Source organism: Citrobacter sp. KH_055_1 (assembly GCF_057838705.1).
In genome coordinates, this window is record NZ_CM174473.1 from 3,517,840 (window position 1) to 3,540,678 (window position 22,839).

The window sequence follows — 22,839 nt, forward strand, 5'->3', positions numbered from 1 at the left end:
GCCCGTCAAAGAGGAATTTCATCATTATTATTATGCCGACGCTTAAAGCATCGGTGTAGGTCGATTGTCGCTCAAAGTCAGCATCCTGCCAATACTATTGCGCAAGATGGTACTATTTTTTCGACCGCCATCAGGCGTATGCTTTAGTCGTATTTTGTCTGAGCCAGGAAAAATTGCTATGACACCCGCCGTTAACTTACTCGAAAAAAACAACATTTCGTTCCAGATTCATACCTATGATCACGATCCGTCAGAGACTAATTTTGGTGATGAAGTGGTGCGTAAACTGGGTCTGAATGCGGATCAGGTCTATAAAACGCTGCTGGTTGCCGTGAATGGCGATATGAAACATCTGGTCGTCGCCGTCACGCCGGTAGCCGGACAGTTGGATCTGAAAAAGGTCGCCAGGGCGCTGGGCGCGAAAAAGGTCGACATGGCCGACCCAATAGTGGCGCAGCGTACCACCGGCTATCTGGTGGGCGGCATCAGCCCATTAGGGCAGAAAAAAAGATTGCCGACGCTTATCGACGCCCCCGCCCGGACGTTTGACACTATTTATGTTTCCGGCGGCAAACGCGGGCTGGATATTGAACTGGCGGCGGACGATTTGGCCAAAATTCTGGATGCGAAATTCGCCGATATCGCACGCCGCGATTAACCTGTTTTGGAATGATTGCCTGATGGCGCGCAGCTTTAAGGCCTACAAACCGCATTGACTCGTAGGCCGGATAAGGTGCTTGCACCGCCATCCGGCACTGCGCTCAGTTATTGCCAGCTAACTTCACCCTTCGGCTCAAACGCACTGGCATCCAACGGTGAATTCTTCTGCACATACTCTTTCAATACTTCCGCATCGATAAACCCGGTATTCACATAACCCGGTTTGTTATCAATTCGCGGATAGCCATCACCGCCGGTGGCGTTGAAACTCAGCGTCGCCATGCGATAGGTTTTGGCCGGGTCGACGGGCTCACCGTTGATTTTCAAATCGTTAAGCTTGCCGTCTTTCGCCACAAAGCTAACGTTGGCAAATTGCGGATAGGCCCCCGAGTCCGGCTTCATTTGCGCGACGGCGGTCAGATAGTCAACCACCTCTTTACCACTCATATCGGCATAGACCACTATGTTGCCAAACGGCTGAACCTTGAGCACGCTTTTATAGGTAATATCGCCGCCTTCAATGGAGTCACGGACGCCACCACCGCTCATCACGCCAAAATCAGCACCGGTGCGCGCCATTTGCGCCGCCAGTAGCAGACGCCCCATATTGGTCTGAACAAAACGGACTTTGCTGCGGTCTCCTTCCAGACGCCCATTAACGCTACCAATTTTGACCTCCAGCTGCGCTTTGCCTTTATTCTGGAACGGCGTTAGCAGGGATAGCATTTGCGGGTTTTCAGCGATTTCCGGGGTGAAAAGTACGCGCTCACTTTTGCCGTTATCCCAGGTCACTTTCTTCTTCAGGTTTACCGGAATGAGCTGGTAGTTGACCATTTTCATTTCGCCGTTGCGGAATTCAAAGTCCGCGCGGCCTACGTATTTTCCCCACTCGTGCGCTTGGACGATCCAGATACCATTTTGTTTATCTGGCGCACACGGGGTACCTGGTACGTAATCCACCTGCTTTTTGTTTTCCGATGCCATGCACACCGGATCCTGTGAGTGACCACCCACAATCATCGCCAGCGCGCCTGCGGGCAGGCTACGCGCCATTTCCACATCGCCTGGAGCGTTGGAGCCGTGGTTGCCGTTGTCGTAATGCCCCATGTGCGTGGTGGCAATAATGACATCGGGCTTTTCACCCATATTGAGTTCCTGAATCACCAGTTTGGCTTCATCCGCAGGTTTACGGAACTCGATGTCGGTGAAGAACTCCGGGTTGCCAATTTTCGCCGTGTCGTCGGTGGTTAAACCGATAACGGCAATTTTTAAATCCTGGCGCTTAAAGATGGCCCAGGGTTTGAATAAACGCTCACCGGTGCTTTTCTGGTAGATGTTGGCGGAGAGGAGCGGGAATTTGGCCCATTTTTCCTGCTGTCGCAACACGGTCAGTGGATTATCAAATTCGTGGTTTCCCACCGCCATCGCGTCATAGCCAATCAGGTTCATGCCGCGAAAATCCGGTTCAGCATCCTGAAGATCGGACTCCGGTACACCGGTATTAATGTCACCGCCGGAAAGCAACAGGACGCTTCCGCCCTCGGCTGCCACCTCATGACGAATACCGTCCACCAGCGTTTTTTGCGCCGCCAGCCCGTATTCGCCGTATTCGCTGCGCCAGAAGTGGCCGTGATGATCGTTGGTATGCAGAATGGTTATTTTATAGGTTTTATCTTTTTCGTAAGCCTGAGCAGGCTGACCTGCCAGCGCAAAGGCGGCAAATAATGCCAGCGCCACGCCCCGTTTCAAAAATTTCATGCTTCTCTCCCTGACCCAATATCAACCGCTGAAATTACAATGATATGAAATAATAGCCGAAAATGTTTTCAGAAATGAGACTTCCTTCAAACACCTTCCGCAGGTATGTTAGTCGGATAATAATTACACCTGTTCCTGTCTCATCATTACTGAAGTGGACCTATGGCTACCAATCAAACCGCTCAACCGCTCCCCGGCTCTGCTGCGCCGTCGCAAAAAGCACGCACCTCGTTTGGCATTTTAGGGGCGATCAGCCTTTCTCACCTGCTCAACGATATGATCCAGTCGCTGATCCTGGCGATTTATCCGCTGTTGCAGTCAGAGTTCTCGCTGAGCTTTATGCAGATCGGGATGATTACCCTGACTTTCCAGCTCACCTCCTCGTTGCTTCAACCGGTGGTAGGTTACTGGACAGACAAATATCCGATGCCATGGTCACTGCCTATTGGCATGTGCTTCACGCTGAGTGGACTGGTATTGCTGGCAATGGCCGGTAATTTCCATATGGTGCTGCTCGCCGCCGCGCTGGTCGGCACAGGTTCATCGGTGTTTCACCCGGAATCGTCTCGCGTGGCACGGATGGCTTCCGGCGGTCGCCATGGTCTGGCCCAGTCTATTTTCCAGGTGGGCGGTAACTTCGGCAGTTCTCTGGGGCCATTGCTGGCGGCTGTCATCATCGCGCCATACGGTAAGGGTAATGTAGCGTGGTTCGTGCTGGCCGCGTTGTTAGCGATTGTGGTACTGGCGCAAATCAGCCGTTGGTATTCGGCCCAACATCGGATGAGTAAAGGTAAGCCGAAAGTCGCCATCGTTAACCCGCTACCGCGCAACAAGGTGGTGCTGGCGATTAGCATCCTGCTGGTGCTGATTTTCTCCAAATACTTCTATATGGCGAGCATCAGCAGCTATTACACCTTTTATCTGATGCAAAAATTCGGATTATCGGTACAAAATGCGCAGTTCCACCTGTTTGCGTTCCTGTTTGCCGTTGCGGCAGGGACGGTTATTGGCGGACCGCTAGGTGATAAAATCGGTAGAAAATATGTCATTTGGGGCTCTATCCTCGGCGTAGCGCCGTTTACCCTCGTTTTACCCTATGCAACGCTGGAATGGACCGGGATTTTAACCGTGATCATTGGTTTTATCCTGGCATCGGCCTTTTCTGCCATTCTGGTATACGCTCAGGAGCTGCTTCCGGGGCGTATCGGCATGGTTTCTGGGCTGTTTTTCGGTTTTGCCTTTGGCATGGGCGGCTTAGGGGCCGCGGTGTTAGGGCTGGTTGCCGACCATACCAGTATTGATTTGGTCTATAAAATATGTGCTTTCCTGCCTCTTCTGGGGATACTGACCATATTCTTACCTGATAACCGACATAAAGCCTGATTTTATGGCGGCCAAAAGTAAACTTTGGCCGCCATCACTTACAGTGACCATCAGCGTTTGCTCTATGCTCCCCCCCGCAGTTATCCGATCCGTGCTTTTTTACGACTAAATTCCTGTTTTCATCAAATTTCAATAATTATTCATAAACATAAACATTAAAATTGTCATAAACTATTACTCGTAATTAGGGTTTTCAGGATCACCACAGCAATCAAAGGAGACGGAATGCATCACGCCACCCCGCTTATCACCACCATTGTTGGCGGCCTTGTGCTCGCTTTTATATTTGGCATGCTTGCCAATAAACTGCGTATTTCTCCTCTGGTGGGATATCTGTTAGCGGGCGTTCTGGCCGGTCCATTTACACCTGGTTTTGTTGCGGATACCAAGCTTGCGCCGGAACTGGCAGAACTTGGCGTGATCCTGCTGATGTTCGGCGTGGGGCTACACTTTTCGTTGAAGGATTTAATGGCGGTAAAGTCCATCGCCATTCCCGGTGCGATAGCCCAGATAGCCGTGGCGACGCTGCTGGGTATGGCGCTTTCAGCTGTGCTGGGCTGGTCGCTGATGGTCGGTATCGTCTTTGGATTATGTCTGTCTACCGCCAGTACCGTGGTGCTACTGCGCGCGCTTGAAGAACGACAGTTGATTGACAGCCAGCGCGGGCAGATCGCCATTGGCTGGCTGATTGTTGAAGACCTGATGATGGTGCTAACGCTGGTTCTCCTGCCAGCCATCGCCGGTATGCTGGAAAAAGACAACGTTGGCTTTGCGTCACTGGCCGTTGATATGGGCATCACCATCGGTAAAGTAATCGCGTTTATCGCCATTATGATGCTGGTCGGTCGTCGCCTGGTGCCGTGGATCATGGCCCGTAGCGCCGCCACGGGCTCGCGTGAACTGTTTACCCTGTCGGTACTGGCACTCGCATTAGGTATCGCGTTTGGTGCCGTAGAAGTATTCGATGTTTCCTTCGCACTGGGCGCGTTCTTCGCCGGTATGGTGCTGAACGAATCTGAACTGAGCCACCGTGCGGCGCATGACACCCTGCCGCTGCGTGATGCATTTGCGGTGCTGTTCTTTGTTTCCGTCGGCATGCTGTTCGACCCATTGGTCCTGATCCAGCAACCGCTGGCTGTGCTGGGCACGCTGGCAATTATCATCTTTGGTAAATCCCTCGCCGCCTATTTCCTGGTGCGCCTGTTCGGTCACTCTCAGCGCACAGCGCTCACCATTGCCACCAGCCTGGCGCAGATTGGCGAATTTGCTTTTATCCTCGCCGGCCTTGGCATGGCGCTTAACCTGTTACCACAGGCGGGACAAAACCTGGTGCTGGCCGGGGCCATCCTGTCCATCATGCTAAATCCAGTGCTGTTCGCCGTGCTGGAAAAATACCTCGCAAAAACCGAAACGCTGGAAGAGCAGACGCTGGAAGAAGCTATCGAAGAAGAGAAGCAAATCCCGGTCGATATCTGTAATCATGCCCTGCTGGTCGGTTTTGGCCGCGTCGGTAGCTTGTTAGGTGAAAAACTGATGGCTGCGGGTATCCCGCTGGTGGTTATCGAAACGTCGCGGACTCGCGTGGACGAGCTACGTGAACGTGGGATCCGCGCGGTACTGGGCAATGCAGCCAACGAAGAGATCATGAACCTGGCACATCTGGACTGTGCGCGCTGGCTGCTGCTGACCATCCCGAATGGTTATGAAGCCGGTGAGATTGTGGCTTCCGCGCGTGAGAAGTGCCCGACGATTGAGATTATCGCCCGCGCGCATTATGACGATGAAGTGGAATACATTACCGAGCGTGGTGCTAATCAGGTGGTGATGGGTGAACGTGAAATCGCGCGCACCATGCTGGAACTTATTGAAACGCCACCAGCGGGTAACGTTGCTACCGCCAGTTAATGTTGTGTGCCGGATGGTGCTAGCGCTTATCCGGCCTGCGGGTACACCGCATTATGCAGGCCCGGTAAGCAATAACGCCACCGGGCAATGTCGCGCAATACCGCTTAACGCTCCCAGTAAGCCTCTTCGAGGCTGTCTTCCTTCTCCGGCAATCCGCGCGTCAGGCGCGGTGAATGCTGGTTCAGCACCTGATAACTCACGCGATTGGCATATTTACACACCTGCGCTAACGAGGAATAGGTCAGCCAGGTGTACTTGTGCTTGCTGGAGTTCGGCACATTGCCGCGATGGTAGCTGTTTGCCGTAATATCATGCAGCAAGGCCGCCAACGCACCGTCACCCGCGCCGTTGGTGTTCATGATTTTCTCAGGGCCACCCATGTACGGGGCAATGTGCGAATAAATGCGCAACGGGTTGATACAGTCTTTATGGCGCATCGCGCGGCTGAACTCGTACTGGTTGAATTCGGCAATAGCGCCCGGCAGCAGCGGATGCTGCGTTTTGCGTTTGACCTCATCTTCCGTAAACCCAGCCATATACAGGCCCACCGGACCGGCGGTACACAGCACCAAATCCACCCAATCCAGCGCTTTGTCAGATGCCAGCAGCGGGTCATTCAGGCCGGTCAGCGCTTCGGCTTCTTCTTCGTTCATCGCCAGAATGGAGACATTCTCTTTCAAGAATTCCTGCCACCACTGCGGGTTATCCGCAATAACGAATTTGGTTCCTAAGGTCAGCACCACCGGGACATTGTGCTTTTTGGCGAACTCAATGGCCTTCATGGTCGCTTCCGGCATCGGCTCGCCCGGTTCGCAGCGCACCAGATATGAGGTCAGCACCAGCGCAGAGGCACCGGCAATCACCGACTCGGGAATGCTGTCTGCCCGCAGTTTGTTCATGTGACCGGGGCTGATGGCGAAGGTACGCTCGCCGGATTCGCCAATCAGCGTGAAGCAGCGACCAATCGGCCCGTCAACGCCCTGCAGGTAGTTCAGATCGGTACGGCTGGAGGTATTGCATAAATAGCGATACGCGTAGCTACCAATCTCAATGTTGCTACACATGACGCCCAGCAATACAGAGCGGTCATCCGCCAGTACCGAATAGTTGTGCATGGTGTTACCGATGGTTCCGCCCGCAAACTGATGGGTGATTAAATTGTCACGCACCAGTTCCTGATAGAGCGCCTCAGCAACATCATCAGCAATCACCAGAGAATGCCCGGCGCTTAATCCATAACGCTTCACAAAGTCGTCATCGACTTTGGCTTCTATATCCACCAGAGTCTGGTCGATACCGACGACCCAGGCGGCGCTGGTCTCGTTTTCAGGCTGAATTTGTTGCAGCAACGGATCGCGCGCGCTGACGGGAAAATAGTGTTTGGATTTGCGTTTGCCGGGAAATTTCATGGTCGATTTTACGGGTGGTTAACTGAGCGATGCATGGTAGCACATTCCCTCCTGCGCGCGCGATGCGGTGCTAATTTTCAATATCGGGCGGCGAGATCGCAGTTTATCTGCCGTTAATTTCTACAATACATCACCTTTTACAAGGAGCGTTTTATGCAGCCGGAAAACAAGATCCCCGTCCTCGACCTTATTTCAGACGAAATGAAAAGCGTGGTGAACTTTCATCGCGATGACCTGCCGCCGTGGCCCGCCGCGGATGATTTCGTTGCCCAACGCCAACACTACGTGCATGAGCGTCAGTTCTGGAATGCCGATGCTCCGCAGATGAGTACCCGGGAGTGCGTCATTTCTACCGCGTGCGGCCCGGTGGCGACGCGGATTTACTCCCCCCAACCCCATAGCCAGGCCACGCTGTACTATTTGCACGGCGGCGGTTTTATTCTCGGTAATCTGGATACGCACGATCGCATTATGCGCTTGCTGGCGAGTTACACGCGCTGCACTGTAATTGGCATCGACTATTCACTTTCGCCGGAAGCGCGCTTTCCACAGGCCATCGAAGAAATTGTCGCGACCTGCCAGTACTTTCATCACCATGCCGCTGACTATGCGCTGAACGTAGAGAATATCGGTTTTGCCGGTGATTCCGCAGGCGCCATGCTGGCGCTTGCCAGCGCACTGTGGCTACGCGATAAGCAAATTGCCTGCGGTAAGGTCGCGGGCGTGCTGTTGTGGTACGGGCTGTACGGTTTACGGGATTCGATCAGCCGACGACTGATGGGCGGAGAATGGGATGGCTTAACGCGAGACGATCTGCAGATGTACGAAGACGCCTATCTGCGCAGCGTCGATGACCGCGAGTCGCCGTACTATTGTTTATTTAACAACGATCTCACCCGCGATGTGCCGCCGTGTTTTATCGCCAGTGCAGAGTTTGACCCGCTGATTGACGACAGCCGCTTACTGTTCCAGACGCTCCAGGCGCATCGGCAGCCCTGTCAGTACAAAATGTACCTCGGCACGCTGCACGCCTTCCTGCATTACTCGCGGATGATGAAAACCGCCGACGATGCCTTGCGGGATGGCGCGCGTTTCTTCAGAGCGCAGCTTTAGCGATAGGCAGCGGTCAGTTTCAGCATCATTTCGATGTGTTCCGGTGCGTCATTCAGCGCCGGAATATATTCGTATTTCTGCCCGCCCGCTTCGAGGAAAATTTCTCGGTTTTGCTCGGCGATTTCTTCCAGAGTTTCAAGGCAATCAGCAGCAAATCCCGGACACATGACCTGGATATGCCGGGTTCCTTTTTCCGCCAGCATTTTGAGCGTTTCGTCGGTATACGGCGTCAGCCATGGTTCCCGACCGAAGCGTGACTGGAAGGTCATCATCACCTTTTCCGGCTGCAGCCCTAACGCCGACACCAGCTCCCGCGTGGTGTCGCGACAGCGTTGCGGGTAATCATCGCCTTCATCAGCGTAGCGCTGTGGAATACCGTGGTAAGAAAGCAGCAGTAAATCGGGTTCGCCGTGCCGGGCAAACGCATCACGGGCGCTTTTGGCCAGCGCATCAATATACGCGCTGTCGTCTGCGTAATCGCGAATAAAGGAGACGCCGGGGATCGCACGCTTGCGCGCTAAAATGCGCGCCAGTTCATCCCACACCGCGGCCACCGTTGAACAAGAGTATTGCGGATACAGCGTTAACACCACAATGTGTTCAACGCCGCTCGCTAGCAGTTCGTCGACCGCGCTTTCCAGCGAGGGGGAACCGTAGCTCATCCCCAGCGCAACCGGCGTATCCGGCAGGCATTTTGCCAGCGCCTGTTGCTGACGGCGGCTGTAGACCATCAGCGGCGAGCCTTCATCCATCCAGACTGACTGGTATAGCTTCGCGACGCGCGGCGCGCGCAGCGGCAGGATCACTCCGCGCAGCAGCGGCCACCACAGCAGACGGGGAGTATCGACCACGCGTGTGTCGCTTAAAAACTGGCGCAGATAACGTTTAACTGCTTCGGGTGTGGGGGCATCGGGGGTGCCGAGATTTGCCAGCAGGATACCGGTTTTCGTCTGACGCATTACCGCCTCGTATTGATTCAAATTGTTGATAATTGTAGCGGAAAAGCGAGGAAGAAGAACTAATTGCTGCGAGAGGTAAGAATATGCCTGATGGCGCTAATGATACCGGTAGGCCGGATAAGGCGTTTACGCCGCTATCCGGCACCGATTGCCTGATGGCGCTGCGCTTATCAGGCCTACGAAATAATGGCAGGCCTGATAAGGGGTTCACAACGCTAAAACTTAACCGAGGATTTTTTCCAGGTCAGCGCGAACAGCGGCAACAGCCTGCGTACCGTCAACTTTCGCGTATTTGGTTTGACCCGCTTCCGCTTCTTTCTGGTAGTAACCAATCAGCGGGGCAGTCATCTGATGGTATTCAACCAGACGCTTACGCACGGTCTCTTCCTGGTCATCTTTACGGGTGGTCAGTTCATCGCCGGTCACATCGTCTTTGCCTTCAACTTTAGGTGGGTTGAATTTGATGTGATAAACACGGCCAGATGCCGCGTGAACGCGACGACCAACAATACGGTCAACGATCAGTTCGTCCGGTACCGCGAATTCCAGAACGTAATCCACAACGATACCCGCTTCTTTCATGGCGTCAGCCTGCGGAATAGTACGTGGGAAGCCGTCCAGCAGGAAACCATTACGGCAGTCTTCCTGTGTAATACGCTCTTTGACCAGCGCGATCACCAGCTCATCGGTCACCAGTTTACCGGCGTCCATGATGTCTTTCGCTTGTTTGCCCAGCTCGGAGCCAGATTTCACGGCAGCACGCAGCATATCACCGGTGGAGATTTGCGGAATACCATATTTCTCCATGATGAACTGAGCCTGAGTCCCTTTACCCGCGCCCGGAGCGCCAAGCAGAATGATACGCATTACGAAAATCCCCTTAAAGGTTGTCGATATTTTAAAAAAGCGCTAAACGATACCACCATCACGCAATTGGCTCAAGAAAGGCGCTTGACGCTGAAACGTTTAACGGTGGGAAAATTGAAAATAAGAAGAGAAAATGCCGGATAGCGGTGTAAATACCTTATCCGGCCTACGGTATACGAGATTTTGTAGGCCGGATAAGCGTTAGCGCCATCCGGCATCACATAACGCAACCGCTATCAGGACACCAGCAGCTGGTTCATGCGACGGATAAACTGGTTAGGATCTTCCAGCGTGCCGCGTTCTGCGAACAGCGCCTGATCCAGCAGCAGTTCAACCCACTCTTTAAACTGCTCATCATCCTGGGTATCCGCCGTGCGTTTAACCAGCACGTGGTCCGGGTTGAGTTCAAAGATGTATTTCACTTCCGGCACGGCCTGGCCCGCAGCGGCAAACAGCTTCGCCATTTGCGTGCTCATTTCGTCCGCATCGGTGGTTACGATAGCCGGTGTGTCGGTCAGACGGTGCGTCAGGCGCACTTCTTTCACGCGATCGCCCAGCAGGTTTTTCACGCGCTCAACGAACGGGGTCAGCGCTTTTTCAGCTTCTTTTGCCGATTCGTCGACTTCATCCGCCAGTTTGTCGATAGACTCGTCAGCTTTAGCAACGGACTGGAACGGCTTGCCGTCGAACTCGGTCAGGTAGTTCATCATCCACTCGTCGATGCGATCGGACAGCAACAGAACTTCGATGCCTTTCTTACGCAGCAGTTCCAGGTGCGGGCTGCTCTTCGCCGCCGCATAGCTGTCAGCGGTGATGTAGTAAATCTTCTCCTGTCCTTCTTTCATCCGCGACACGTAGTCTTCCAGCGACACGGTCTGTGCAGAAGAGTCGGTGTGCGTAGAAGCAAAGCGCATCAGCTTGGCGATGGTTTCCTGGTTGGCGTGGTCTTCCGCCGGACCTTCTTTCAGGACCAGGCCAAACTGTTTCCAGAAGGTCTGGTATTTTTCTGCATCGTCTTTCGCCAGTTTTTCCAGCATCTGCAGTACGCGTTTGGTCAGCGCGCTGCGCAGGTTACGGGTGACGGTGCTGTCCTGCAAGATCTCACGGGACACGTTCAGCGGCAGATCGTTGGAATCTATCAGACCGCGCACAAAACGCAGGTAGTTCGGCATGAACTGCTCGGCGTCGTCCATGATGAACACGCGCTGGACGTACAGCTTCAGACCGTGCTTGTGATCGCGGTTCCACATATCCCACGGAGCCTGCGACGGGATGTACAGCAGGCTGGTGTACTCCTGCTTACCTTCCACACGGTTGTGGCTCCAGGTCAGCGGGTCGGTGAAGTCATGAGCGATGTGCTTGTAGAATTCGTTGTACTCGTCGTCTTTGATTTCCGACTTGTTACGCGTCCACAGCGCCTGCGCCTTGTTGATTTTCTCCCAGGAAACCACGGTTTCACCGTCTTTCTCTTCCTGTTTTTCAATCTCTACCGGCAGGGCGATATGGTCAGAATATTTGCTGATGATGGAGCGTACACGCCAGTCATCGAGGAACTCATCTTCCCCTTCACGCAGGTGCAGGGTGATTTCGGTGCCGCGATCGTCTTTGGTAATGTCGGCCACGGTGTATTCACCTTCGCCCGCAGACTCCCAGAACACGCCGTTCTCCGGCTTGTCGCCCGCTGCACGGGTGCGCACGGTGACTTTGTCAGCCACGATAAATGCAGAATAGAAACCAACCCCGAACTGGCCGATCAACTGGCTGTCTTTCGCCTGATCGGAACCCATAGATTCGAGGAAAGATTTGGTACCGGATTTAGCAATGGTCCCCAGATGATCGATAACGTCATCGCGGTTCATCCCCACGCCGTTGTCGGCGATGGTCAACGTACGCTTATCTTTATCGAAGGAGACACGCACGCGCAGTTCACCGTCACCTTCATACAGGTCCGGGTTAGACAGCGCACGGAAACGCAGCTTGTCTGCCGCATCGGAGGCGTTAGAGATAAGCTCACGCAGGAAGATTTCTTTATTGGAATACAGAGAATGGATCATCAGGTGCAGAAGCTGTTTTACTTCTGACTGAAAACCACGAGTTTCTTGTCCTTTCATGTAGATCTACCTCAACAATGCCATTTTTAATGGTAAAAACACGTTGAGAGTGAAATGGGGACAGGGAATGATAATTTCAAGCGGAAACCGCCGTCGCGGCTTCCGTTTGTTCAGAATTTAATCTTATGACGCCCGGCAAGAGAGTGCGACAGCGTGGTGCCATCGACCATTTCCAGCTCACCGCCAACCGGTACGCCGTGGGCGATACGGCTGGCTTCAACGTCATATTGCATGCACAGCTCGGCAATGTAGTTGGCGGTAGCCTCGCCTTCGACCGTCGGGTTGGTCGCCAGGATCACTTCATTGATGTGCTCAGACGCCAGTCGCTGCTCCAGACGATCAAGCCCGATATCATCAGGCCCGATGCCATCCAGCGGCGACAGGTGTCCCATCAGCACGAAATAACGGCCGGAAAACTGCCCCGTTTGCTCAATGGCGTAGATGTCCGCAGGACTCTCTACCACGCAAATTTGGCCGTTTTCCCGGCGACGCGGATTCGCACAGATGTTGCATACTTCTTGTTCTGTGAAGGTGCGGCAATCAGCACAGTGGCCGATTTCCGACATCGCCTTCGTTAACGACTGCGCCAGACGCATCCCGCCGCTGCGATCGCGCTGAAGTAGCGCGAACGCCATGCGCTGCGCTGACTTCGGGCCAACGCCCGGTAGGCAGCGCAGTGCTTCCATAAGCTGAGTTAACAGCGGGCTGGTTTGCATCAGAACGGCATCTTAAAGCCAGGCGGCAGCTGCATACCAGAGGAAACGGAGGCCATTTTCTCTTTCTGGGTCTCTTCAATGCGACGAGCCGCATCGTTGAATGCCGCAGCAACCAGATCTTCCAGCATGTCCTTGTCGTCTTCCAACAGGCTTGGGTCGATTTCCACACGACGGCAGTTATGCGCGCCGTTGATGGTCACTTTCACCAGACCCGCACCCGATTCGCCGGTCACTTCCAGCTTGGCCACTTCTTCCTGCATCTGCTGCATTTTTTCTTGCATCTGCTGGGCCTGTTTCATCAGGTTACCCAGACCGCCTTTACCAAACATAGGCTTCTCTCTCAATCACGTTAAGGGATGACAACCATAAAACCATGGAAAATGGCTTACGATCAAATGGGGCGAATACTCTCTTCGTCCAGCTCCGCATCGAAGAAACGACGCAGCGTCTGAATGTTATTATCCGCAATAATTGACTCACGCGCCTGCGCAAGTTTTTCTTCATAAATGGCCTGACGCCACTCCAGCGGCGTGCGCACCGCAGGATTATCATCTTCAACGATGGTCAATTCAACCGCTGAGCCCGTTAAGCTGCTCAATGCTTCAGCAAGTCGTTGCTGCGCACCGCTGGAATTGAGGTGCCGCTGCGTGGAACGCAGGTGCAGGCGAACCTCGTTGCCATTCTCTTCTTTCCAGGCATTGAGCGCCACCTGCTCCACCAGCTTAGGCAATGAAAGCTGACTGACCTGCGCGGCCCACGGGTCGCGTTCAATGGCTTCCGCCGCCAGTTTTGCCGCCAGTTCCGGTGTTTTTTCATGTTCCAGCGCTTTTTTCAGCGCCTTTGGCGTGGCAACAACTTCTTTGACTTCTGCAACCGGATTGGTCGTCTTCCAGCGATAGGCTTCTTTTTTCGCCGGTGCCTTCTCCAGCGTAGAGGCCGCCGGGCGCGCCTGAACGCGTTCCGTCACCGACGCCAGTCTTTCCAGCGCAGCATTATTCACCGGCCGCGCGCGGGATGCGGCTGCCGGTTCACTCTTTTTTGCTTTGGTCGCTCCCTGAGCACGCTGCAGCTGACTACGCGCAGCCAGCACCTGGCTGGTTGCCTCAGACAACGGCACGTCCTGATGCGCAGGCGCAGGTTGTTGCTCCGGGGCCTGTGTCGGTGCCATGATCGCGGTAGGAGCCGCGGGTGCAAACGACTGGCGAGGGACTTCGGGTTCCGGTAGCGGGACGCGCGGGTGAAAAGCCAGCGCCCGCAGCAGCGTCATTTCTACGCCCATACGCCTGTCCGGCGCATACGGCAGCTCTTTACGTCCAATTAACAGAGTCTGGTAATACAGCTGAATATCGGTCGGCGGCACGGTCCGCGCCAGTTCGCGCATACGTTGTTCAATGGCGGCCATATCGCTACCGAGCGCGGAAGGCGTGAGCTGAACCATCGCAATCCGGTGCAGCAACGCCAGCATCTCAACCAGCAGCGCTTCCCATTCAATACCACGCGCGGCAGCGTCATTAACCAACGTCATGGCGCGTTCGCCATTCCCGGCAACCACCGCCTCAACCAGAGACAGCGCTTGATCGTCGTCAAGCGTACCGAGCATGGTACTCACCGCCTGAGTTGAGACCTGACCGTCGCCACTGGCAATCGCCTGATCGGTCAGGCTTAGCGCATCGCGCAGGCTCCCGTCCGCCGCGCGCGACAGCAGCTGCAGTGCACGCGGTTCGTGGGCGATGTGTTCCTCATTGAGTATATGCTCAAGCTGATGGCGGATCTGCTCAACGTCCAGCGCTTTAAGATGAAATTGCAGACAGCGCGACAGGATAGTGACCGGCAGCTTCTGCGGATCGGTAGTCGCCAGCAGGAACTTAACGTGCGCTGGCGGCTCTTCGAGCGTTTTCAGTAAGGCGTTAAAACTGTGGCGCGACAGCATGTGCACTTCGTCGATCAGATAGACTTTGAAGCGTCCACGTGCGGGCGCGTACTGGACGTTATCCAGCAGATCACGGGTATCTTCAACCTTGGTGCGCGACGCGGCGTCAATTTCAATCAGATCGACAAAACGTCCCTGCTCGATTTCACGGCAGTTGTCACACACCCCGCAGGGCGTGGCGGTAATGCCGGTTTCACAGTTGAGTCCCTTCGCCAGCAGACGGGCGATAGAGGTTTTACCGACACCACGGGTGCCGGAAAAAAGATAAGCATGATGAATACGCCCTAACGACAAGCCGTTAGCCAGTGCCGTCAGCACATGTTCCTGGCCGACGACGTCAGCAAAGGTTTGTGGGCGCCATTTTCGGGCTAAGACCTGATAACTCATTGGCAGGCTCTGAAAGGCTGGAGGGTGGATTCACAGGGGAGTAATGCTAACACAACCTCGCAGCGACGGCGAGGTTGACACGTTATATTCGGGCGTTATCGTTGCAGTCAGTTTGGTTTCGGGCAGCGCACAGAAACCGGAGCGTACACGTAGTACGTGAGGATTTTGAGCACTGACCGGGGCCAAAATGGCAAAAAAGATAGTCCGACTTAGTGGCCCGGGAAAGGGACCAGGCTGTAGCAGGTCAGCCCTTGTTTTTCCAGGCGCTGTTCGCCACCCAGATCGAACAAATTGATGATGAACGCCGCATCGGTCACTTCACCACCCAGACGGCGGATCAGCTTCACGGTCGCTTCGATGGTTCCGCCGGTCGCCAGCAGATCGTCTACAACCAGAACTTTGTCGCCCGGTTTGATAGCATCAACATGGATTTCCAGCTGATCTGTGCCGTATTCCAGCTCATAGCTTTCAGCAATCACTTCGCGTGGCAGTTTATGGGGTTTACGCACCGGAACAAACCCAACGCCCAACCCCAGGGCGACTGGTGCGCCAAACAGGAAGCCGCGCGCTTCGGTGCCGACAACTTTCGTGATACCCGTATTTTTGTAACGCTCAACCAGCAGTTCAATGCTGAGTGCGTAAGCTTTCGGGTCTTCCAGCAAGCTGGTGACATCGCGGAAAAGAATGCCCGGTTTTGGGTAGTCGTTGATGCTTTTGATGCTATCTTTGAGAAACTCAAGCTGCTGTGCAGTTGCGGTCATAAGTTTGTGCCTGATTGATACGGTATTACTTCACGGCGCACTATATACTTCATCCTCGACGCGTCTTGAATGACTTTGTGTATATATAAAGAGCAAAGGTTACATCTGTTTAACCTTTGACCGCCTGCGCCCGTGCTCGAAAACGGTCAAATTTACTGGCTGCGGGAGACAATTGCAACAGCGATTATTATGCTTCAGTGCTTTTGTTGCTCTTCATCAATCACCGGGATCCGCCACATAAAAATCAACAAGCAGGCGAGAATAACCAACAGCAGTCCGCGTACCCACATCATCTCAACCAGCCACAGCGAAACGCCAAACGTCAGCAAAATAAACACAATGGCGCGCGGCTTTGCCCCTGACGGCATCGCACGGTGTTTCTGCCAGTGGCGCAGATAACCGCCGAACCATGAACGGTACAGCAGCCAGTCGTGAAAACGCGGCGATGAGCGGGCAAAGCACCAGGCGGCCAGCAGCATAAACGGTGTTGTGGGCAACAGGGGCAAAACCACACCCAGTGTGCCTAATACTACCGCTATCCAGCCAATGATGATTAGAATAATGCGTCGCATAATATCAATACTTAACACAGAGAATCGCTACTTTAGCATAACGGTTCTCATTTTCATCGGAGTGTTATCGTGAAAACCGCCCTGCTGCTTCAGACGCTCGAAAGCCAGCTCAACAGCCTGCGGCAGCGTTGCGCCCCTCTTGCGCATCACGCAACGCTTAGCGCCCGCTTCGATCGCCAGCTTTTTCGCACCCGCAGCACACGGTTACAGGCCTGCCTGGATGAAGCCGATGCTAACCTGAGCGCGTTACGCCATGCCGTTGAACACCAGCAGCGTCCCCAGGTAGCCTGGCTGGCTGAACATTTAGCGTCTCAACTGGAAGCCATTTCCCGTGAGACCGCCACCTGGTCGCTCAGAGAATGGGACAGCGCGTCGCCAGGGCTTGCCCGCTGGCAGCGCAAACGCGTTCAACATCAGGAATATGAGCGCCGACTGGTCGAGATGACACGCGAACGTAAGGCTCAACTGGCTCGGGCAACTAATTTTGAGGAGCAGCAGCGCCTGCTACGAGAAGTGGAAGCCTTCGAGGCGCGTCTGGCACGCTGTCGCCATGCGCTGGAAAGAATAGAAAACGTGCTCGCACGTATCACCCGTTAATCGTCGGAGAATGTATGTCACTTGAAAGCGCCCCGGACGAAGTCAAACTGGCCGTCGATTTGATTGTCTTACTTGAAGAGAATCAGGTTGCGCCTGAAACCGTGCTGAAAGCACTAGAGATCGTTAAGCGGGATTATGAAACGAAACAGCTCGCCTCATCCAAAAAAGAACGGTAGCAGGATTGCCTGATGGCGCTGCGCCATCAGGCAATCACATTTCCTATTAGCCTACTGAAGGCGTCGGATCATCACCGTTGATGATATCGCGCTTAACTTCAGTCACAGTATCCCCTTTGGCGTTGTGCAGGTGCACTTCGAGTTGGTTAAAGGCGATATCAATGTTGTTTTCACGGCACAAGCGGTCAACCGCGCGGTTAAGTTCATCAACCGTGTGGCTGCGGTCGCGCAGTTCACGGACATACAGACGCAGTTCGTGATCCAGCGTGCTGGCACCGAAGGCGGTGAAGAACACGGCTGGCTCAGGATCGTGCATCACTTTCGGGTGTTCCATTGCCGCCTGCAGCAGCACTTTCTTCACTTTATCGAGATCTGAACCGTAAGCGACCCCAATGCGGATAACCAGACGCGTGGTGGTATCTGAAAGCGACCAGTTGATCAGTCGCTCGGTCACAAACGCTTTGTTCGGGATGATCACTTCTTTGCGATCAAAGTCGGTAATGGTGGTCGCACGAATACGAATCTTACTGACTGTCCCGGAATAAGTGCCAATCGTGACGGTATCGCCGATACGCACCGGGCGTTCGAACAGAATGATCAGACCCGAGACAAAGTTACCGAAGATTTCCTGTAAGCCAAAACCGAGACCGACCGACAGAGCCGCGGCCAGCCACTGCAATTTATCCCACGATACGCCGAGCGACCCGAAGACCGTCATCGCACCGATAGCAATGATCGCGTAGTTGAGGATTGTGGTGATCGCATACGATGCGCCCTGGCGCATTTTCAGGCGCGACAGCACCAACACTTCCAGCAGACCCGGTAAGTTGCGGATCAGCGCCCAAGCCACCATTGAGGCAATAATCGCAAACAGCAGGCTGCCCATAGTGACATCTTTCACCACCGCGGCACCGGCTTCTGTGCCGTTGTAATGCCAGAGCGTGATACTGTCGAGATAGCTGAACACGGTGATCAGATCGGACCATATAGCCCAGAACAGCACGCCAAACAGGGCCACCATCAGCAGCATGGTAATACGCAGCGTTTGCTGGTTGACCTGCTCCAGCGCAATGGTAGGTTCTTCCTGCGGCTCAGCGCCTTCGGCCCCTTCTTTCACCAGGTTCTCACGACGGGCAAGTGCACGACGCCAGGCAATTCGGCGCGCCGCAACGCTCAATCCGCGCAGCACCGTCTGGTACAGCAGGTTCCAGATGATCACCAGATACACAGTCTCAATCCAGCGACCGGATAAACGCAGCGTGGTATAGAAATAACCGGTCGCCGTCAGCACCATTAGCGCGATCGGAATAATCGACAATACGGTTATCGTCACCAGGCGCAGACCGTGCGATTCCTTATCACGCCAGCTCTCACGACACATTGGCCATACCAGGAAGGCAATAAGTAGCAAGTTAAAGAAAATAACAATCTGCCCAAGCACATCATCCATCAGATTGAGAGGCGAAAGCTCAGCGACCACCGACCAGAAATTCAGCGGCAGCAGTGCCAGGCTAATACGCACGATCTGGCGACGCCAGTGGCTGGTCTGTTTCGCGGGCATGCCGAAGTGGCGGATCGCCACGCCGTCTTTTTCCAGCACCTTCCAGCACAGGCCAAACACCAGCCAGAAGACGGCCATTTTCTTGCTAAATGCCCATAGCAGATCGCTGACGTTCAGTTGCATAGTCAGCAGAATCAAGCCCACGGCAAGGATAATCAGGCATGCGGGCAATGCGCGAATCAGATCGATCAGTATCGCTTTAGGTGTGTTGAGCTGGCTGTCATTGCGCAAGTTACCCACCGCGGCGGCGAGTTTCGCCTGGTACGCTTTCAGCCACTTCAGGCGCCAGCGGATAAGCCCGGCTACCAACAGCAGCGGCAAACCGGCCAGGAATGCGATAAACACCGCCGGCCAGGCTTTTTCCCAGTTCACGGTGATTTTCATCGACTTAAACTGGTCTTTGAGCGTTTGCGGGAAGGATTTCACCCAATCCCAGTCCATTGGGCGGTTGCTGTTAACCCAGAAAATTTGCTGAGTGAGGATGCTCTTGAGGTTCTTCGACACGCTCATTAACTGCTGCTGGTTGATCTGCAGGTTAATCGCCATCATCAGCTGATTTCCCAACTGCTTATTCAGCTGGTCCAGCAGTTCACGGCGCATATCCACAACCTGCAGCAGCGCATCATGAACTTCGCCGTTCACTTCATTGCTGTGCCCTTCTTCCAGTTTGGCAACGAAGGTATCATTCTGGAACAGCGCATCACGCTGCTGGTTGACTTCAAATTGCTCCAGACGCAGATCGGCAATGCGGTTAGTCATATCAGCAAGCTCGTCTGCCGACGGCAGCGTTTGCTGCTGCTGATACAGAATGCGCGATAGCAGCAGACTGCCCTTCAGCACAGCGATTTGTTCTTTAATATTGCGTTCCGATTGCAGCGCACGATCAAGCCAGTTTTTGACTTTAATGTTTTGCTGCATCAGTGAGTTGCCGTTTTCCGTGGCGGAAATCAGGCGCTGGCTAAGCTGATGGTTAATATCCAGTTCCTGTTTTACCAACGGATTGGTCTGGATACGATCCGCTTCATCTGGCGTCACTGCTTCCTGCGCGGTTTTTTCGGTTAACGTCAGACGTTTGCTGTTCACCGCTTCCTGCAGCAACTGGAGCTGATGTTCGAGCCTGTTGGTGTTGGACGTCACGTAATCCCGTTGTTTTTGCAGGGTATCCTGCAAAACCGTGTTGCCCTCCAGGCTTTTACGCTGCTGGTCGATTTGCGCATTCAGCAACGCCTGCTGCGCCTGAAGCAGCACCTGCTGGCTGGGGCGTAATGCCGCCTCGCCAACGCTGGTTCCATCCAGGCGATTGCGGATTTGCTGCATTTGCTGCGAGGCGGTGTACATCGCGTTTTGCACGCGCTCAGGCTGCGTCTGCAACGAGACCAGTTGGCTGTTATAAGCGGCCAGATCGTTTTGCGCGCTTTGCAGGTCATCCAGCACCTGGGCGACGCGCGACTCGAGTTGTCGCAGAGAGAGCGCGCTCAGTGTTTTTCGCGTTTCATCGTCATTATCGACATCGCTGAGCGAATTTAACGCCGCCGTCGCCTCGCGCATTTTTTCCGGCGCCTGGGCCACTTTCTGGCGTAGTTGAACGGTCTCGTCCTTCACGCGTTCAATTTTATCGAGCGTGGCGAGGGTATCGATGAGATCCTGCTGAACCAATTTATCCTGCGCAGAAAGGTCTTTTTGTTTATTCAGCGTGTCTAGCTGGCTCTGAATATCCGCTTTCGTCGGCAGTTCGCCATTCTGTTGCGCTCGCGCAAATGCTGATGACTGGCAAGACAGCAATAGAATGAAGAAAATAATGGTAATAGCAATGAGATGCTGTGAACGTTTATAAAGCTGCAACATAGTCATGAGGATGAATGTTTCTAACCAGAAAAGTGACCGAAAATAGTCAAGCAGCTAGAATATCACGGCTGTGATGGACAAAATAGCGGGGGTGAAAATGTCCAGGAAAATTCCTGGAGTGAAACCCTCTGGTCAGCAGGTCTCAGGCACACGAAGCGTAGGGCACAGCAGACACATTTCCAGCAGCACAGCGACATATTCACGCGCGTCTTTTTTCAGATCAAAAGACTCTGGTGCAAATAACCAGTTTTCTAAAATGCCGGAAAGATAGCTGCGCAGTAACACCGCCACACGACGCGTGTTCAGGTTCTCCGGCAACATTTTTGCGTTCATACAGTTGCGAAGGGTTTGCTCGATGCGATCATAGTTTTCAAGACACAGGCTACGTTGTGCCAACTGAACAGAGGCTATTTCCCCGACAAACTCGCATTTGTGGAATATAATCTCCATCAGCAAACGCCGGCGTTCTTCTGTCACGGTAGCTTCAAGAACGTAAACTAAAATTTCTCTTAATACTGATAGTGGATCGTCAGGGAATTTTGCCTGATACTCAGACTCTAGTTCATCAATATTGGGTTTTGCCAGCTCCCAGATTTCACTGAATAAATCCGACTTGTTTTTGAAATGCCAATAGATTGCACCACGCGTGACGCCAGCGGCTTTTGCGATCTCTGCAAGCGAGGTGGAAGAGACCCCTTGTTGCGAGAACAAACGCAGAGCTACATCGAGAATGTGTTGACGCGTTTCCTGCGCTTGTTGTTTGGTTTTTCGTGCCATATGTTAGTGAATTTACAGGCGTTAGATTTACATACATTTGTGAATGTATGTACCATAGCACGACGATAATATAAACGCAGCAATGGGTTTATAGGCTTTAAGCCATTGATCAATTTGAAATCGGACACTCGAGGTTTACATATGAACAAAAACAGAGGGTTAACGCCTCTGGCAGTCGTTCTGATGCTCTCAGGCAGCTTAGCGCTAACAGGATGTGACGACAAACAGGCCCAACAAGGGGGCCAGCAGATGCCAGAGGTTGGAGTTGTGACGCTCAAAGCTGAACCTCTACAGATAACAACTGAACTCCCGGGTCGCACCAGTGCTTTCCGCATTGCAGAAGTTCGCCCTCAGGTTAGCGGCATCATCCTGAAGCGTAATTTCACAGAAGGCGGTGACATTGAAGCGGGTGTGTCTCTCTATCAGATTGATCCTGCTACTTACCAGGCCGCATATGAAAGTGCAAAAGGCGATCTGGCTAAAGCGCAGGCGGCAGCTAATATCGCTCAGTTGACGGTGAATCGTTATCAGAAACTGTTGGGTACCAAGTACATCAGTCAACAGGAATACGATACCGCCAAGGCCGATGCGCAACAGGCAAATGCTGCCGTTATTGCCGCGAAAGCCGCAGTAGAAACGGCGCGTATTAACCTGGCGTATACCAAAGTCACGTCGCCAATTAGCGGCCGTATTGGTAAGTCTGCCGTTACGGAAGGTGCCCTGGTGCAAAACGGTCAGGCGACCGCGCTGGCAACCGTACAGCAGTTGGATCCGATCTATGTCGACGTCACACAATCAAGCAACGATTTCCTGCGACTGAAACAAGAGCTGGCGAACGGCAAGCTGAAGCAAGAGAACGGTAAAGCGAAAGTGGAACTGGTGACCAGCGACGGCATTAAATTCCCGCAGTCCGGTACGCTGGAGTTTTCTGACGTGACAGTTGATCAGACCACCGGTTCTATCACGCTGCGCGCCATCTTCCCTAACCCGGATCACACCTTACTACCGGGTATGTTCGTCCGTGCTCGTCTGGAAGAAGGGATCAACCCAACGGCAATACTGGTTCCGCAGCAAGGCGTAACCCGTACACCGCGCGGTGAAGCCAGCGCGTTAGTTATCGGTGCTGATGACAAAGTGGAAACCCGCCAGATTGTGGCAGCACAAGCAATTGGCGATAAATGGTTGGTCACAGAAGGACTTAAGCCAGGCGACCGCGTGATTGTCACGGGGCTGCAAAAAGTACGTCCAGGCGCGCAGGTAAAAGCGCAGGAAGTCACCGCGGATAACAACCAGCAAGCCGCAAGCGGTAGCCAGCCTGAACAGTCCAAGTCTTAACTTAAACAGGAGCCGTT

At 53.7% G+C, this 22,839-nt stretch carries 19 protein-coding genes and 1 other annotated feature; of the genes, 7 read left to right on the forward strand and 12 right to left on the reverse strand.

The features are described from left to right. The first annotated feature begins 178 nt into the window (after window positions 1-178). Complete coding sequence (gene ybaK / locus AC3ITF_RS16670; protein WP_489175859.1) at window positions 179-658, forward strand: Cys-tRNA(Pro)/Cys-tRNA(Cys) deacylase YbaK; 480 nt, start codon at window positions 179-181, stop codon at window positions 656-658. A 107-nt stretch (window positions 659-765) separates the two neighbouring features. Here the strand turns inward: ybaK and ushA are convergent, their stop codons facing one another. Then, entirely contained in the window at window positions 766-2,418 is a 1,653-nt protein-coding gene (gene ushA / locus AC3ITF_RS16675) for a bifunctional UDP-sugar hydrolase/5'-nucleotidase UshA (RefSeq protein WP_135912446.1), read from the reverse strand. Window positions 2,419-2,580: 162 nt separating this feature from the next. Here ushA and AC3ITF_RS16680 point away from each other — a divergent pair, with 162 nt between their 5' ends. Both AC3ITF_RS16680 and ybaL read left to right on the forward strand, forming a co-directional pair. Then, the gene (locus AC3ITF_RS16680; protein ID WP_115259189.1) at window positions 2,581-3,801 is read left to right on the forward strand and encodes an MFS transporter; all 1,221 of its coding nucleotides are present in this window, start codon (window positions 2,581-2,583) and stop codon (window positions 3,799-3,801) included. Between the two features lie 225 nt (window positions 3,802-4,026). Then, window positions 4,027-5,706: a YbaL family putative K(+) efflux transporter gene (ybaL, locus tag AC3ITF_RS16685; protein WP_115259190.1), complete on the forward strand. Its 1,680-nt coding sequence runs from the start codon at window positions 4,027-4,029 to the stop codon at window positions 5,704-5,706. Between the two features lie 104 nt (window positions 5,707-5,810). Here the strand turns inward: ybaL and AC3ITF_RS16690 are convergent, their stop codons facing one another. Continuing rightward, window positions 5,811-7,115 (reverse strand): inosine/guanosine kinase, encoded by a 1,305-nt coding sequence (locus AC3ITF_RS16690; protein WP_135912448.1) that lies wholly within the window; start codon window positions 7,113-7,115, stop codon window positions 5,811-5,813. Window positions 7,116-7,268: 153 nt separating this feature from the next. Between AC3ITF_RS16690 and aes the strand changes: the two genes are divergently transcribed. Beyond that, the gene (aes, locus tag AC3ITF_RS16695) at window positions 7,269-8,228 is read left to right on the forward strand and encodes an acetyl esterase (protein WP_115259191.1); all 960 of its coding nucleotides are present in this window, start codon (window positions 7,269-7,271) and stop codon (window positions 8,226-8,228) included. On the opposite strand, the gene hemH is transcribed toward aes, so the two are convergent. The 8 genes from hemH to AC3ITF_RS16735 form a co-directional block, all read right to left on the reverse strand. Then, window positions 8,225-9,187 (reverse strand): ferrochelatase, encoded by a 963-nt coding sequence (hemH, locus tag AC3ITF_RS16700; RefSeq protein WP_137400398.1) that lies wholly within the window; start codon window positions 9,185-9,187, stop codon window positions 8,225-8,227. The two genes, aes and hemH, sit on opposite strands and share 4 nt — an antisense overlap. A gap of 222 nt (window positions 9,188-9,409) precedes the next feature. Next, entirely contained in the window at window positions 9,410-10,054 is a 645-nt protein-coding gene (gene adk / locus AC3ITF_RS16705; protein WP_115259192.1) for an adenylate kinase, read from the reverse strand. Between the two features lie 236 nt (window positions 10,055-10,290). Next, entirely contained in the window at window positions 10,291-12,165 is a 1,875-nt protein-coding gene (gene htpG / locus AC3ITF_RS16710) for a molecular chaperone HtpG (RefSeq protein ID WP_117342134.1), read from the reverse strand. A gap of 110 nt (window positions 12,166-12,275) precedes the next feature. Beyond that, entirely contained in the window at window positions 12,276-12,881 is a 606-nt protein-coding gene (gene recR, locus AC3ITF_RS16715; RefSeq protein WP_096758029.1) for a recombination mediator RecR, read from the reverse strand. Next, complete coding sequence (locus AC3ITF_RS16720) at window positions 12,881-13,210, reverse strand: YbaB/EbfC family nucleoid-associated protein (RefSeq protein WP_046276079.1); 330 nt, start codon at window positions 13,208-13,210, stop codon at window positions 12,881-12,883. The genes recR and AC3ITF_RS16720 overlap by 1 nt, the downstream gene beginning before the upstream one ends. Window positions 13,211-13,272: 62 nt before the next feature. Continuing rightward, the gene (dnaX, locus tag AC3ITF_RS16725; protein ID WP_135912452.1) at window positions 13,273-15,198 is read right to left on the reverse strand and encodes a DNA polymerase III subunit gamma/tau; all 1,926 of its coding nucleotides are present in this window, start codon (window positions 15,196-15,198) and stop codon (window positions 13,273-13,275) included. Beyond that, window positions 13,876-13,940, reverse strand: a sequence feature (DnaX frameshifting element). It overlaps the preceding gene by 65 nt. 209 nt (window positions 15,199-15,407) lie before the next feature. Beyond that, window positions 15,408-15,959 (reverse strand): adenine phosphoribosyltransferase, encoded by a 552-nt coding sequence (gene apt, locus AC3ITF_RS16730; protein WP_096758032.1) that lies wholly within the window; start codon window positions 15,957-15,959, stop codon window positions 15,408-15,410. 194 nt (window positions 15,960-16,153) lie between these two features. Beyond that, a complete protein-coding gene (locus AC3ITF_RS16735) occupies window positions 16,154-16,531 on the reverse strand; it encodes a DUF454 family protein (protein ID WP_096759456.1) in 378 nt (125 codons plus the stop codon). 69 nt (window positions 16,532-16,600) lie between these two features. On the opposite strand from AC3ITF_RS16735, the gene priC reads away from it, so the two are divergent. Beyond that, window positions 16,601-17,128, forward strand: a complete 528-nt coding sequence (gene priC / locus AC3ITF_RS16740) for a primosomal replication protein N'' (RefSeq protein WP_096758033.1) — start codon at window positions 16,601-16,603, stop codon at window positions 17,126-17,128. A gap of 14 nt (window positions 17,129-17,142) precedes the next feature. Further along, a complete protein-coding gene (gene rsmS / locus AC3ITF_RS16745) occupies window positions 17,143-17,304 on the forward strand; it encodes a pleiotropic regulatory protein RsmS (RefSeq protein ID WP_117342132.1) in 162 nt (53 codons plus the stop codon). Between the two features lie 46 nt (window positions 17,305-17,350). Here the strand turns inward: rsmS and mscK are convergent, their stop codons facing one another. Continuing rightward, window positions 17,351-20,716, reverse strand: a complete 3,366-nt coding sequence (gene mscK, locus AC3ITF_RS16750; protein WP_489175860.1) for a mechanosensitive channel MscK — start codon at window positions 20,714-20,716, stop codon at window positions 17,351-17,353. 126 nt (window positions 20,717-20,842) lie between these two features. Further along, the gene (gene acrR, locus AC3ITF_RS16755) at window positions 20,843-21,487 is read right to left on the reverse strand and encodes a multidrug efflux transporter transcriptional repressor AcrR (protein WP_096758037.1); all 645 of its coding nucleotides are present in this window, start codon (window positions 21,485-21,487) and stop codon (window positions 20,843-20,845) included. 141 nt (window positions 21,488-21,628) lie between these two features. Between acrR and acrA the strand changes: the two genes are divergently transcribed. Then, the gene (acrA, locus tag AC3ITF_RS16760) at window positions 21,629-22,822 is read left to right on the forward strand and encodes a multidrug efflux RND transporter periplasmic adaptor subunit AcrA (protein WP_096758038.1); all 1,194 of its coding nucleotides are present in this window, start codon (window positions 21,629-21,631) and stop codon (window positions 22,820-22,822) included. Window positions 22,823-22,839: the final 17 nt, after the last annotated feature.